Annotated in this window: 12 protein-coding genes; 6 read left to right on the top strand and 6 right to left on the bottom strand. The window is 41.3% G+C overall.

The genetic code is table 11. The annotated features are described in order from the left end of the window. Positions 1–83: 83 nt before the first annotated feature. Together AB0756_RS32480 and AB0756_RS32475 are read right to left on the bottom strand one after the other, a co-directional pair. Entirely contained in the window at positions 84–980 is an 897-nt protein-coding gene (locus tag AB0756_RS32480; RefSeq protein ID WP_038106226.1) for a CPBP family intramembrane glutamic endopeptidase, read from the bottom strand. Between the two features lie 378 nt (positions 981–1,358). Beyond that, positions 1,359–1,730, bottom strand: coding sequence for a hypothetical protein (locus AB0756_RS32475; protein ID WP_038124525.1), 372 nt, complete (start codon positions 1,728–1,730; stop codon positions 1,359–1,361). 1,352 nt (positions 1,731–3,082) lie between these two features. Here AB0756_RS32475 and AB0756_RS32470 point away from each other — a divergent pair. Next, a complete protein-coding gene (locus AB0756_RS32470; protein ID WP_038072761.1) occupies positions 3,083–3,457 on the top strand; it encodes a hypothetical protein in 375 nt (124 codons plus the stop codon). Between the two features lie 17 nt (positions 3,458–3,474). On the opposite strand, the gene AB0756_RS32465 is transcribed toward AB0756_RS32470, so the two are convergent. Then, a complete protein-coding gene (locus AB0756_RS32465) occupies positions 3,475–3,999 on the bottom strand; it encodes a GNAT family N-acetyltransferase (protein WP_038072770.1) in 525 nt (174 codons plus the stop codon). Positions 4,000–4,317: 318 nt separating this feature from the next. Between AB0756_RS32465 and AB0756_RS32460 the strand changes: the two genes are divergently transcribed. Further along, positions 4,318–4,548, top strand: a complete 231-nt coding sequence (locus tag AB0756_RS32460; protein WP_038072760.1) for a hypothetical protein — start codon at positions 4,318–4,320, stop codon at positions 4,546–4,548. Between the two features lie 167 nt (positions 4,549–4,715). On the opposite strand, the gene AB0756_RS32455 is transcribed toward AB0756_RS32460, so the two are convergent. After that, positions 4,716–5,141, bottom strand: a complete 426-nt coding sequence (locus tag AB0756_RS32455) for a DUF6006 family protein (protein WP_038072759.1) — start codon at positions 5,139–5,141, stop codon at positions 4,716–4,718. A 203-nt stretch (positions 5,142–5,344) separates the two neighbouring features. Between AB0756_RS32455 and AB0756_RS32450 the strand changes: the two genes are divergently transcribed. Next, on the top strand, positions 5,345–6,508 hold the full coding sequence (locus AB0756_RS32450) for an FAD-dependent oxidoreductase (RefSeq protein WP_336604374.1): 1,164 nt from the start codon (positions 5,345–5,347) through the stop codon (positions 6,506–6,508). 141 nt (positions 6,509–6,649) lie between these two features. After that, the gene (locus tag AB0756_RS32445; protein WP_237265896.1) at positions 6,650–7,204 is read left to right on the top strand and encodes an RICIN domain-containing protein; all 555 of its coding nucleotides are present in this window, start codon (positions 6,650–6,652) and stop codon (positions 7,202–7,204) included. A 152-nt stretch (positions 7,205–7,356) separates the two neighbouring features. Here the strand turns inward: AB0756_RS32445 and AB0756_RS32440 are convergent, their stop codons facing one another. Together AB0756_RS32440 and AB0756_RS32435 are read right to left on the bottom strand one after the other, a co-directional pair. Further along, a complete protein-coding gene (locus tag AB0756_RS32440) occupies positions 7,357–9,090 on the bottom strand; it encodes an iron uptake porin (RefSeq protein WP_336604373.1) in 1,734 nt (577 codons plus the stop codon). A gap of 48 nt (positions 9,091–9,138) precedes the next feature. After that, positions 9,139–10,473, bottom strand: a complete 1,335-nt coding sequence (locus AB0756_RS32435) for a hypothetical protein (protein ID WP_038072754.1) — start codon at positions 10,471–10,473, stop codon at positions 9,139–9,141. A gap of 887 nt (positions 10,474–11,360) precedes the next feature. On the opposite strand from AB0756_RS32435, the gene AB0756_RS32430 reads away from it, so the two are divergent. Together AB0756_RS32430 and AB0756_RS32425 are read left to right on the top strand one after the other, a co-directional pair. After that, on the top strand, positions 11,361–11,912 hold the full coding sequence (locus AB0756_RS32430) for a hypothetical protein (protein WP_038072749.1): 552 nt from the start codon (positions 11,361–11,363) through the stop codon (positions 11,910–11,912). 589 nt (positions 11,913–12,501) lie between these two features. Then, the gene (locus tag AB0756_RS32425; protein ID WP_050045881.1) at positions 12,502–13,476 is read left to right on the top strand and encodes an RpnC/YadD family protein; all 975 of its coding nucleotides are present in this window, start codon (positions 12,502–12,504) and stop codon (positions 13,474–13,476) included. Positions 13,477–13,482: the final 6 nt, after the last annotated feature.

The raw sequence follows: 13,482 nt of genomic DNA, 5'->3' as shown, positions 1-13,482 counted from the left end.
TGCTGACTGAGAGGGGAGGGTTTGACTGATTTTCCCACAATCTTAGAATGTGCAAATTATATGCAAGAACAGCTTACAGATCTTCACTTTGACATTAAAGGCTCTTTAGCTAAGAAATAATCATAGGTAAAAAGACATATGACGACGATGGCGATCGCAATAAATCCCGCAAAACCACTCATACCAACTGTCAAATCATTTCCTCCCTCAGTCAATAAGACGGGGAGCCCAGCAATTGCATTTAAAGTGCCATGCATAATAGCAGCAGCAATTACTGATTTCGATTTCATTGTAATGTAACTGAATATAGGGGATAACAATAAAGTCAAGACGACCATCATAAAAACACCAATTTGAGGATGCTGGGGATAATTATGTCCTTGTAGAATGAGTGGAGCGTGCCATACCCCCCAAGTGAGACCAATAATTGCAGATGACTTCCAGAAACCTATAAAATTTAGCTCTGTTTGTAAAAGTCCTCGCCAACCTAATTCTTCACCAAAAGCAAAAACTGCATTAATTGTTACACCTGCAATTAAACCTTGTACTATGCTTGTGAAGATCAAAGCATTGTCTGGCACGGCAGCTAAATCACTTTCGATTTGTTGCAATTCTTCTGAAGGTATTACAGATTTGAATTGCTCTAATGCTGCGATCGGGTTGGGAGAGTATTTAACGCCGGGAAATAGTAAGCTGATGCCTAATGTTGCAAATACAATAATTAAAGGTAGTAACCAAGCTACTAAAAACCACGTATTTAAATTCCAAGATAACCCTAATGATTTTAAAGATTGCTTGTAAAATAATTTTTGAATAATAATAGCAACAAGCATGGGTACGAACATATAAACTCCTGTCACAATAAATGAACCAGGTATAACCCATTTGCCACCTATTGCTAAATAAAAAATTATCAAAGAATAATTAATTAAAAATGTAAAAACAATCAGCAACAAAGCTTTTTTTATATTTTTATTCATTGTTTTTGCTGTTTGAATTTAATTGATATATCAATCAGAAAATATTTATTAAAAAATTGAATGGCTCATGGCTAATAGCTAATGGTGAGACCAGCCCTGTAGGCGGGTTTCCCGCCGTAGGGGACTGGTGAGACCAGCCCTGCAGGCGGGTTTCCCGCCGTAGGGGACTGGCGAACCCGAAGGGCGAACCCGAAGGGCTAATAGCTAATGGTCAAAAAGCAATTAGCTATTAGCAGTCTTCACTCTTATTTTTATATTTCATTTAAGACTGCTATATATTAACTTCTGTTAAGAGCCTTAAAGCCCAGTAACTACTTACTACCAATCACTAACAGCCCTAACAGAAGTTATGTTTATTTACGCAGACTTACAGGATCTTTAGTTTTGAGGTGAACCTGGATTTTTAGTTTTGATAAAAATACAATTGACCGTGACATGACCATTAGAAGAGTAAGTGCAAGTTGTACAACGGTTAGTACCATTTTCTCCCTGTTTATTGGTGCCAGGAGAATTAGTGGTTTCACAAGTTTTCTTTTCTGTTGGACCCTCTTGTGGCGCTGCAATAGGTAAGTTGGAACTGGGCTGCGCTGGGCGTGAACTGGCTAAGGTATATTTTGCGAAGCGAACGGCATCAGTACAGTTTTGAGATACAACTTCCGCTTGGGGTTGTATCGCTGTTGCTGTTGTGGAGACTAGCGCAGTTGCAAGGATGCTCATACCTACAATTGCTGTGCGAATGCGGTTTATCATAAAACTCTATCTGGATTTGTTGTAGTACAGTTTGTTTGGGTTTGGTTTAACCCCTTCATTTGTTTCTATGTCTGGTTCCTATTGTTTATGCATCCCGGACAAGGCACTTTTGAAATTTTTTCGACATTGGTGCCATTTGGGGACATACCCAGCTTTTCGCCCGCTGGTCTTTTTCTCAATCCAGTTGCAAGACGCGTATGGGAACTGTTAGTCCCGTTGCAGGATAAGCTGTGCTGCCTTTCATTTTCTCATGTTGACCGAGAGGGAGAGGAGGGGAAAGGGAGAATGGGGGAGAGTTTGACTCATTTTTCCCCAATCTAAGAATCTCCAAATTATATGCACGACAGCTTAACAAGTAGTGCTTTGTTGCTAAGTAAGTCAGTGGAAATAATAATGTAGTGGCGGTGCATACCTTCGCCGCTAGGCTTGCTACAGATCTAGAATATTTAAGTTTCGTTACATGGTTTGATTTTTTCTCGATTTACTTATGCTGTAACGAAGCGATCGCCAACCACAAACTTCAGGCAAAATAAGAATCCCACGGTTTCATTATCTTTAAACCATGGGAGTAGGAATTAGGATTTTTTGCTTTATAAAAATTAAAATAAAATTTTGTAGGTATTGAATAATTTGAATCGATCGCTATATATTTGCAAAGCTTAGCTATAATAATTAACTAATATAGATTGTCTCATACGGGTAGCGCCGCTTTCTCGACGTGTTGGAATTCCACAATCACAATTTAGAGGTCTTCGAGCTTGCATTTGTTTCAAGTTCACAATTTTAGGTGTTTTATCTATGTTTTGTATATATGAAAATGAATTGTATTTGTTTGAAGGATAAGCAGATATAGCCATTATTCCTATAGCTACTATTGAAGCAATTAAGTATTTATATCTCATGTTTCCTCAGAAAAACTTATTGCACTAAACCAATATCGATTTATATGTGTCTTTCTGAGGAATATGCAGTCTCACTTACTTGAGATGATGCAGAAATTGAGAATCGCACAACCTGCACTCAAAAGTTGGCTGATTGTGACTTGATTTAAAAAACGTTTGTTAATTGATTAAAGTGCGAGCGATCGCATAACTCTTACCAGTAGACTAGTGTAGTGAGAATTACAAATAGCTTGCTGAGAACTCCTTCATCGTTCGCTACCGCTCGAATTGTCTTTTGTAACAGTAACAGGCACCCATCGGGGTACTATCACTCGCATTTCTCCATTGTGTAGCATTAAACCAGGCAGTATCAGGGTTTATCATACCAGGTGCGAGATGCACTTCAAAAACTCAGTCATCGAATCAAAGTAAAAGACCCAATGGAAGTGGAAGGGGTTGGAGTAACAGTGTATGTTCTCTTGGTACAAGTACTATCTTGATGAAAACTTTGTGTTTGAAGGCAAGATGTCAGACTCTATCGACTTCTTGAGCTGGCAAGGTAAAGAGGGCGATGAAACACCGGATGTTGTGACGCTATCTTACAGGTGGCGTGCGTTTGATTACGAGGCCAAGAAATTTCGTCCCCTGACCAAACCCATTGGTGGATTTTGGGTCGGTCCTAGTGCTGAAGGACTCATGGCAATGGGAACGGTAAGGTTTTTAAATGATGTCTTTGCACCCAAGAAGGCGGAAATTAATAAAGTTCTTTACAACTTGTCTTTGTTCCGCAGCCCAAACGATCGCAACTTACGGACTTTTTACCCCGAGTTCGTCAAAATGCTGTAGGCATTAAGGGATAATATCTAAACGCTCATGAGTTGCTTGGGGGTTTTAATGGTGTTGTTAAATAATTGAGCCACACCACAATAACGCTCATCATTCCAAGAAATCTCATAGAATTGGTTATTGGTGTATCGGTTGATAACCTTGCGCCAAAATGTTTGTGCATCTACATTCAAGTCTAGCTGTCGTACCTCCCACTGACTGGGAAACAAATCGAAAATGTCGGTCGCTACCCGATAGCCAATACCTTGTCGGCGGTATTTGCGTAGGATGAAGAATTCACCCATGTCCATCGTGTGTTCGTCTCCTGAAAAATGGCTGCGCCCGTCGGCAATTACAAACCCTGCGATCGAGCCATCTACCTTGACAAGAAACGGATGCCGCCACGGCTCAGTCCAACAACCTTTAAGAGCGTTGTCCCCGAACCGACCATCATTCCCAACATCCCACCCCATGAACTCACTAAAATCATAAAAGTAAAGTTCTATCAAATGACTCAAAATCGACCGATCTTGTGGACGGGCTTCAATGATTTCAATATTCATGCTAGTTTCCTCTATCTCTACCAGTGCTTCAGCAATAAGCACGCTCGCTCAGTTTCCCCCTAAGCGATACGGCTTCAGCCGTTAGCGCTTATGCTATCGCACTATCAAAGCTTACCGATCGTTTTTGTCACGTATTTGAGACTGCTCCTACAATTGTAGGAATCTATACGGCTTTCCTCCGCAATCGAAGCGCTTATCGTTTGGTGTTGCGATCGAATCGTCTTTTTTAAGAGTAACAAGCACCCATTGGGGTACTATCACTCATATTCTCGCTCTATGTAAGATTAAACCAGGCAGTATCGGGGTTTATCAGACCGGGTGCAAGATGCACTTCAAGAATTCAGTCATCGAATCAAGGTTATCACTTCTGGTACAAGTACTATCTTGATGAAAACTTTGTGTTTGAAGGGAACGGTAAGGTTTTTAAATGATGTCTTTGCACCCAAGAAGGCGGAAATTAATAAAGTTCTTTACAACCTGTCTTTGTTCCGCAGCCTAAACGATCGCAACTTGCGGACTTTTTACCCCGAGTTCGTCAAAATGCTGTAGTTGTTAGAGAACAAGTCTCATAACCCTCACGTAAGTCGTGGGGGTATTTTGTATATCAGATTTGACAGACGGTGCGTGAAGAGCGATCGCTTTATCGGCGGCTTTGCCGCATCGCTATTCGGTGACAACGAAGTATGGGAAGGCGTCTGCGTTCGGTTGTTTGGCTACTACTGGTTAATCTTCCGGCATTGTAGGGAGTAGCGTTTACCCCGCCAGGTCGTCCAGCCATTAGCAGAGCGCGTACTGCTGTTGTAGTTGAGATACCAATTGTCTTGTTCGTTGCCCAAATAGCGAATAGCAAGCTCTGAATTTCTGGACCATCTCTTTGCCAGAGGAACCCAAGGAGTGCCATTATCGCTAAAACGCCCTACAACTTTTACACCGCTCGTACTCGAGCAGATATCACCGTCGCAGGTGGTTTGCGGATCGTTAACCGTATACCACTGCATTTTGGCGGGACGCCCGTCGATATTGCAATCCCAAAATCCAAAGAACCATTCCCTAACAACTAAAGATGAGTTGGCCGAACCGGATGCTGTAAAAAAACCGATCGCAAAGACTGCTAAAGCTAAAAACCAAGTTGTATTTTTCATAAAGTTATCTTTTGCTCCGTTACCTAATGTGGGGCGAAGTTGATTGAGTTATGAATTTATATGTTGTGGGTTGGAGATTTATGCAATTGGCTGAACAGCACCATCCGTATCGCACTTCATGTCGTGTGGAAGTGAAAGCGATCGCATGAAGTGAATTATGGAGTATCATGCGATCGCATAGGAAAAAACTCAAATTTAAGAAGTTGTCTAAACCATTGATAGAAAAAGTAGCTGTTATTGGTGCTGGACTTGGAGGTTTGGCTGTTGCTGTCGCACTCCGAAAGTTGGGGTGTGATGTTCAAGTGTATGAAAAAGCACAAGATTTTCGTCCTATTGGTGGTGGCTTGGGATTGCTACCAAATGGTTTAAATTTTCTAGATGCTATTGAACCAGGGATAGTAGAAACTATCAAAAATTCTGGTTGTGAGGTTAGCAAAACCCTTTTAAAGAATACTCAAGGTGAAACAATCCGTACTAATCCAGCAAGTAGATATCAGGATAAATACGGTCGGCCATTTATTACCGTTTGGTGGTGGCATTTGCAGCAAATTCTTGCATCTAAACTGCCATCTGAGAGCATTCATCTTGACCATCGCTGCATCGGTTTTGAACAAGACGATCGCTGCGTGTCAATATATTTTGAGAATGGGAAACGGGTGAGTGCAGATTTACTCATTGGAGCCGATGGTATCAACTCAGCGATTAGAGAATCTTTAATTGGAGACGGCAAACCCCGCTATTTAGGAAGTATGTCTTGGCGTACTGTTATCAATTACAAACAAGAAGCCCTTAATCCAGGTGAACTCGGATTTGTTCAAGGTAATCAAGAATTTATGTATCTGCTGAATGTTGGTAATGGGTATATTTCGTGGCTGTATCGCAGGCTATTACCAGATTTTACTCTTTCCCAAAATGTAGCTGAGGTCAAATCTAGGGTTCTCGCTCGATTAGCGGATTGGGGAGAATCGCTGCGAGCTCTCGTGGAAGCAACTCCAGCCGAGCAAATTTTGGAAGCACCAATTTGCGATCGCTTACCACTTAATTCGTGGAGTCAAGGAAGAGTGGTTTTGTTAGGTGATGCTGCTCATCCAATGGCACCTGCTTTGGGACAGGGGGCAAATTGCACGTTTGAAGACGCTTATGAATTAGCGTCGTGCTTGGGACAAGCATCTAGCATTCAAGAAGCTTTGGCTACCTACGAACAACGCCGTATCCCCCGCATGCATCTCATCCAAACCCGTAGCGCATTGGGTGAAATGCGGTACTATGCAACCGACACAGAGACTGCGGATCGGCAAATGCAGGAGCAGTCACAGATGAGTCGTGAAGAATTTCAAGATTGGATTTTTAATTATAAGCCCGATTGACCGGAATCGTTCAAAATGGGCTAATAAAGCTAAAAATAAATTAATTTTTTGTTATTTATAGGATAAAACTCTGTATAATACCTAAATCTGCACGTTATATGAGCTTTCTGTATATCCCTTGCTGTTATACAGAAACTTTTTGTGTCAACACTAATTGGCGAACGAAAATCAATGAACACAACGATCGGCAACCACTTGGCTAAAATTGCTTTGTTGGCTACAGTAACTTCTGTGACTGTAACTTTACCCTTAGTACAAAAGGTAACCGCTCAATCAACTTATCGTTTAAAAACGCAATTTACGGGAAGTAACAAATGTTTGGATATCATTAACGATGGTGTCAACAATCAACCTATTATGGCTGACTGTGGGAATTTCTCCGGGCAATTGTGGAGTGTAGAACCGACAGAGTATTCCGGTTATTTTCGTTTGAAAACACAATTTACAGGCAATAACAAATGTTTGGATATCGTTAATGATGGGATAAACAACCAGCCTAGGATGGCTGACTGTGGGAATTTCTCAGGACAATTGTGGAACATAGAAGCTACAGCGACTCCAGGTTTTTATCGTCTAAAAACACAATTTACAGGCAATAACAAATGTTTGGATATCGTTAATGATGGGATAAACAATCAACCTAGGATGGCTGGGTGTGGTAACTTCTCGGGACAATTGTGGAATTTATCGTTCTGAGTTTTGTAGCACGCACCTAAAACATTTGTGGACTATTGGGCAGATAGAAGAAGCAGACAAGACAAGCAAGTTGAAGAAAGCGATCGCCTTCTGAAGGTATCCCGCTCCATCCCTCTCACACATTTTTCAGTAGCGTTTCCCTTGCAGGGATCTTAGAAGTTAAAAGTTGTACGAATAGCTCCTACAAAAATGTCGTTGTTTCCAGAAATATGTCCGGGATCGGTGACGATAAAAAAGCCAGGAGTAATTGCGATGTTTTCGCTGACAAGAAAGCGGTAGAACACTTCATAGTGAGTGGAATTTCCAGTATCAGCTTGTTCAATTAAATAACCAGCATTTAACTTTGGGGGTAGACCGACTAAAAATCCAAACAAATCGCCTCTTCTACCAAAGGGGTCGTACAGCCCTAAAGACAGCAAATAAGTACTACTTAATACAACAGCATCTGACTTTAAAGAGTTTGTTACCATTAAACCGCCCCAAGCACCAAGAATAAGTCGATCTGTTAATTGCCATCTTATGCTTGTGTTGATAGCGTGAATCTGAGAGGGTTCGTTGATTCCCCCAGAGGTATCAGCATTGCTGCTACCCGTACCGGTGTCTAATTGACCGTCACTAGAATAAGCGTTCACATAAGCTAAACCAGCAACGAATGAGCTTGTTGGTTTGTACAAAAGTTGTACTCCTAAAGCACTGTGGTCTGCACCAAACACACCGTCTCTACTACTGTTGCTATTTCTAGTACCGTAAGCCAATTGCAGGCGCATTCGATCGGAAACTAACCAGTCAAAGCCCAAACCAGCATCAAGACTCCCAATTTTAAAAACGGGAGTTGAACTAGCAAACAGGGAAAGCGCTCCCAAACCAGCATCTGCGTAAGGTGAAGAGTTGGGGGTGAGAACACTACTTAAACTAAAGCCAACAGGCTTGAAGGTGAAAACGACGCGATCGCCCAGTCCCGCAAATCGGTATTCTAGAGAATCCAAGGATACATCGTTGTTATAATCTGCTTGCCAAGATAGCCTAGCCATGTTGGTGTTAAATGCATCAGGATTCCCAAAACCATCATTAGCCGTATTACCTGCAACCAACCCCACACGAAATAGGTCTTTTCCGGTGAAAGAAGAAACAAGTTGTAATTGTGTCAAGTGACTGAGAATTGTATTTGCTTCTCCTTTCCCTGGTGGGTCACCTCCAGACCCCGTTGCTAGTCCAAAGATAACTTGTCCTCCCAAGCGGGCTGTAGTTGAAAATTGTTGTGCTTGTATGTTTGCAGTATGAGCTTCAAGAGTATCTATACGACTTCGTAAAGTGACTAGTTCTGGTGCAAATTCTGCTTGCAACTGTTGTATCTTTTCTAAATCTTCTTTGTTGACTTTTTCTGTTAACCCAGCAGCAAGTAATTCATTGACTTTATCCAATACTGCATTCAATCCAGCAGCAAACTCATAACGAGTTAAGGTACGGTTACCTTTGAAAGTGCCATCAGAATAACCAGCAATGACACCATATCGTTCTACTAAGGATTGCAAAGCAGCAAAAGCCCAGTCGTTAGGTTGTACATCTGACAATTGCGATACTGATGTTAATCGTTCCATGCTACTTGTGTCTGGAACTTTAGATTCTTCTCCACTTTGAGCGACTTCAGTGAAATTCTTTATCTTATCCTCGGAAGTTATGGGAAATGAAAAATTCGGTTCAAATTGTTCTGGCTCAGTGCTTTGAACAATATTTTGCTGTGGTGAAAAAGAATCAGGCTTTGGCAAATTTTCCTGAATGAATTTGTTATTGTTTTCTACGTCTTCAGTTGTATTGGCTGCTAGAACTGGTGTAGATAAAAAAAATAGAGAAACTCCTGATAGGAGTAATAAATCTTTTCTGACCACAATCGTACCCCCACACCTTATATTTATATAATTAGGAAAAATTAGAAATTAGCGATCGCGAATTGCTCCAGTAGTTAAACTTCCACGAAAAGGAGCGCCCACAGCTGGTTCTTCACCGTTGACACCAAAAACTTCTATGCGCCTAGCTTGACCGTTACGCTCAATCACTGTACCACTCGCGTTGTTTCCACTTAAACCAGCAGAATTTGATATACCTGTACTACCATTGATGTTGATGGTTTGCTTGTCAAAATCGACTCCAATGGGAATTGGAGAGTTGGGATTATTATCAGGTATAAATTCAGCAGTATTGTTGCCAGTTCTTCTAAAAATACCAGTAATAACTTGTGGGTTTCTAATCCTAACTGTTGCTGGTTGGCGGGGATTTAAGTCACCTTCTGTTCCACCAAGTGCATCTCTTAAGAATGTGCTAGTAAATCCCTTTATTCTTTTAGCTTGATTCTTGAGTGCTGCCAACGTTTCAATCCGAACTGCTTGCAGTGTCTGCTGCACGGGAGGAGATTCTTGTGCTACAAGGTTTTCTTGCCCTGCTCCAAGACCGGCAGTTAGTGCAATGATTTTATAAAACCCCTGCAAGTCGAATTCCTGAACATTTCCCACCAATCCATTTTTGACTGCGACTGTTTGACCGCCAAGGAGAGAAACGGTTTTTTTCAACTGGCGATCGGATATTTTGATGTCCCCGTCCGTAAGAGCAAAAACTTGTGTGGTGTTATCTGTAGCGTTGTGTACGACCATAACTGCGCTCCCCTTCTGTGCTGGTAGAAAGAGATTGGGCGTGGGTGATGGCGGTTTAACAGTGTCGTTGTTATTTTGACTTAATTTGATGCTTTTGTTAGCGGCGAGACTGAGAATCTGTGCTGGTACTGGCAGATTTGAAGTTGAGGAAGATGTGGTTGCGGGGCGTGCTGCTAGGATGCTGATTTGGCTTTGAGGTGTTGCAACTTCAGTACCAACACTACCTGGTGGACTCAAAATTAATGCCGTGCCATTCTCAAGCTTAAAGATCATTTCATTTAAGGCGATGCGATTTGGAACCTGAAAGCGACGCAACCCAGGTTCAAACCGGAAGGTGGTACTTTCATCGACCCTAGCCACAGTCTTTTCATTGAAAAGAAGTTGGGCTTCAGAATTTGTTCCTGTCTTGATTGCATCTTGAGGAACGATGACATCTTTCAATGCGGCTCGTCGTGGAGACTGGTTTTTCAGTAACAACTCTGCAATCCCCATACGCAACAGCTTGTCAATTTCCGCACGGGTTAGCTCGGGGTTCTTTTCAGCCAGCACGGTTGTTGTCCAACATAGCGCTAGCAAAATGCCGACAACTAACTTTTGAGCCAATGACGAAACTTGTTGCCCCATAACAGCCTTCCCCACGGAAAATACTGGATATATTGATGATTTGATATATCGTGATTCATTTAAATATAGTTATTTTCCGCATAAAGTTTATAAAGTTTTTACTAAACTCAGTATAAGTTGGTGTGTTCAATCAACTGAATGACAAAAAGTGTTATGTATTTTAGTGAAATTCGAGGATGTCTAAGAAGTCTTATTTTAATACTTGCCTTAGCGATTAAAATCGCGGCTATAAAGGCAAAACCCACCTACGTGGGTTTCAGAACCTTGATTTTTCGTTACTCCTTGTCTTGCGGACTTCGTTTGTGTAGTAGTGAGTTCAAATAAAGCAGGCGGGGTTCCCAACCTATAACGCCGATAAAGTAATCCCAACAACCAGGTTTCTTTAAGTTGAGTCTACAAGATTCTTACGCAATCTCAAGAGTATTTTGGGTTTTTCACGCGTTGCAGATCTCCCAACCCTCTTAAAAAAGGAGGCTATGCAAAAGAGGTACTACCACCTTTTGTTGTACATAGGATTCGCTACTGTCAAATGCGATCGCTTTAAAAATATCTTGCAGAGTTGAACCGGAATCAACAGTCATACTAGCACCATGAGTCATCTAATTGTACTATTTTATATACACTTTTCTCAGTAGTTTAAAAAAATTCAATATACAATGAGTTACAAGCCATACTATAGACATGAAACTTAAATAAGCATTACTTGTTCACAATTACGCGGATATATAGAGCTTGTGTCTTATTATGCTCCAATCATTAACCTGACAAGGAATTGCATATTTCTAGAATGAAAATTCTCTACTCACCATTACCTGACCCAGAAGTAACCAATTCACAGTCAGCACCCTTCAATTAATTATGCAAGGGCTTAGTCAAGGAGTACAACCATGAAAGTTACTGTGCGGGATATTGAAATTTTTCAAAATATAGAACCCGAAGAACTCAGAAATTATCTACAAACGCATGGATGGCATGAAGATGGGTCGTTTATGAATAATGCCACGATTTGGCTGAAACAAGAACTAGAACGAGGTGAATTTGAAATATTGCTACCCAGTAGAAAAAATTTGGGAGACTACGCAACTAGAATTAGCGAAGCAACAGAAACTTTAGCGTTAGTAGAAAATCGCTCTCAGCTAGAGATTATTAATGAACTTATCACCACTGTGCCAAATACCCTTATTCAGGGAATTATCATGCAAATTGAACAGCCATTAGTAGACAAATTAAGCGGTGAAATTATACTTCTTGGTGTTGTAATTAATAAACTAAGAAAAATAAAAACGAAATTAAACGACCATAGTTATATTTTGGCTCTTAAAGCCTATCAAGATCGATTACCTATTCTTTGCAGGGGTGATTTAATTAAAGAAAATAATACCTTTACTCTCAAGAATCCTCACGATTTTACTTTGGATAACCAAATAATAGATACCTAATGTCTAATACCAATTCTATGTGAAGTTGCACATTATTGCCCTCACATTGGAAATGTGGGGCTATACAAACAAAGCCTGCCTTCGCAGGCTAATTGTATGCATCTTCATAGAAAATTGGTATAAATCCGGACTTGTGTTATGAATTCAGAGGCGTAAAGTCAAAAAATATAGTTAAACTGTGAGTATATCTAAAGGAATTATTTCTCTGTTTTCAGGTGCGGGAGGTTTATTGATAGGCATATTGTTAGCTAGTCTAAAACCAGTACTGAGTGTAGGTTAACTTAACGCGAATGTGCTCGTCTTTGACCTTTCCGCGATCGCTACGTGTTTTCAGGTAACACATCATCTATAGCAATTCATCTCAAAAATGTATTTCCGCCCCTTGTGGCTGTGACATTGACATTATTGATGGTGTTAAGCTGATTGCAAGCAGTTACATCATTGATTTTCTTGCCATCTATCGATAGATACGTTTTAACCGTGCTTTAGAAAAGTTTCCTTACGCAATATAGCGTGGATTTGTTGAAGGTGGCGAAGTCTTGTGGTAAAACGTCCTAGTAACATTTAGGACTGTATTGACTCTAACGGCATGACGGAACCAGAAACCAACATTCCTGCAAATTACGACGAATCGTGGAAAGTAGCGATTGAACAGTATTTTGAGGCATTTGTTGCCTTCTTCTTCCCAGAAGCACATCGGGAAATCGCATGGGAGCGGGGATACGAATTCCTCGACAAAGAGTTTACCCAGATTGTTCGGGATGCTGAAATTGGCACGCGCTTCGTTGATAAGCTTCTTAAGGTCTGGCTCAGAGACGGCTCTGAAGCGTGGCTTCTCCTGCATATCGAAATACAAAGTCAAACGGACAGCGGTTTTGCAAAACGAATCTTTACCTATAACTATAAAATTTTTGACCGCTATGGTCGAGAAGTGGTAAGTTTAGCCGTGCTGGGCGACGAACAACCCAACTGGCGACCCCAGGAATATGGTTACGGGCGCTGGGGCTGCTCTATGCAACTGCGGTTTCCCATCATTAAATTGTTAGACTATACCTGGGAAACGCTGGAGGCGAGCAGTAACCCGTTCGCTGTGGTAGTGATGGCGCATCGCAAAACCCAAGCTACGATCCAAGCCGCCCCAGAGCGGTTGCAATGGAAACTACGCTTGATCAAAGGTCTTTACAGACGCGGGTATAGCCGACAAGATATTATCAATATATTCCTGGTACTGGATAGCATGATGCGCCTGCCGGAACCATTGGAAGTTACCTTTCGGGACGAACTGAGACAATTCGAGGAGGAAAATCAAATGCCCTACATTAGCAGCATCGAGCGCATTGGACGACAAGAAGGACGACAAGAAGGACGACAAGAAGGACAACACGAAAAGGCAAAGAATTTAATTCAAAGCTTGCTCAAGAGTCGGTTTGGTGTTCTTAACGAGGAGCTTTCATTAATCGTTGAGCCACTGACACAATTGCCGGATGATGAAGTCGCCAACCTTTTGCTCACCTCTTCCCGTGAGGAATTGGTAACGCGCTTTGGACAAAGCACTTTGCAATAAGATAAT

The organism is Tolypothrix campylonemoides VB511288_2 (assembly GCF_045999855.1).
In the GTDB taxonomy this organism is placed as follows: Bacteria; Cyanobacteriota; Cyanobacteriia; order Cyanobacteriales; family Nostocaceae; genus Scytonema; species Scytonema bouteillei_A.
The sequence above is the reverse complement of the archived record's forward strand: the minus strand, read 5'-3'. Positions and strand labels throughout refer to the sequence as shown.

Excerpts from the sequence above, each read along its gene's own strand:
- AB0756_RS32430 (WP_038072749.1), top strand. The coding sequence starts at position 11,361 with ATGAAAGTTACTGTGCGGGATATTGAAATTTTTCAAAATATAGAACCC.
- AB0756_RS32425 (WP_050045881.1), top strand. The coding sequence starts at position 12,502 with ATGACGGAACCAGAAACCAACATTCCTGCAAATTACGACGAATCGTGG.
- AB0756_RS32480 (WP_038106226.1), bottom strand. The coding sequence starts at position 980 with ATGAATAAAAATATAAAAAAAGCTTTGTTGCTGATTGTTTTTACATTT.
- AB0756_RS32435 (WP_038072754.1), bottom strand. The coding sequence starts at position 10,473 with ATGGGGCAACAAGTTTCGTCATTGGCTCAAAAGTTAGTTGTCGGCATT.
- AB0756_RS32470 (WP_038072761.1), top strand. The coding sequence starts at position 3,083 with ATGTTCTCTTGGTACAAGTACTATCTTGATGAAAACTTTGTGTTTGAA.
- AB0756_RS32475 (WP_038124525.1), bottom strand. The coding sequence starts at position 1,730 with ATGATAAACCGCATTCGCACAGCAATTGTAGGTATGAGCATCCTTGCA.
- AB0756_RS32455 (WP_038072759.1), bottom strand. The coding sequence starts at position 5,141 with ATGAAAAATACAACTTGGTTTTTAGCTTTAGCAGTCTTTGCGATCGGT.
- AB0756_RS32465 (WP_038072770.1), bottom strand. The coding sequence starts at position 3,999 with ATGAATATTGAAATCATTGAAGCCCGTCCACAAGATCGGTCGATTTTG.